Genomic DNA, 333 nt, shown 5'->3' with positions numbered 1-333 from the left:
CTACGCCACGACAAGCCTGCTCGTAAGGTCATCAAGCAAGCGCGATGGCTACTGCTACGCAATCCACAGAATCTGAAAACGCCGGAACAACAGGTTCACTTGCAGGATTTGCTGGCGGCCAACCAGGCGTTGATGACGGTCTACTTGATGAAGGCTGAACTCAAAACGCTCTGGACGCCGAATACCGCTTGGAGCTGGAGATCGGCCTGGAAGCAATGGTTGCGCCATGCTCATGAAAGCGAAATACCGGCACTGATCCAGTTCGCCAAACGGCTAAAGAGTTACTGGCGGGGCATCGTCAGCCGCGTTCGCTGGCCGATGCACACCGGTCAG

1 protein-coding gene is annotated in these 333 nt (G+C 56.2%); it reads left to right on the top strand.

Going from position 1 to position 333, the window contains the following annotated elements:
• The coding region (locus tag J4D28_RS30330) for a transposase (RefSeq protein WP_207246533.1) at window positions 1-333 on the top strand (333 nt) is incomplete at both ends.

Source organism: Pseudomonas sp. GW531-T4 (assembly GCF_017349615.1).
GTDB classification, from domain to species: Bacteria; Pseudomonadota; Gammaproteobacteria; order Pseudomonadales; family Pseudomonadaceae; genus Aquipseudomonas; species Aquipseudomonas chlororaphis_I.
This window is presented reverse-complemented; position numbering and strand designations above follow the sequence as displayed.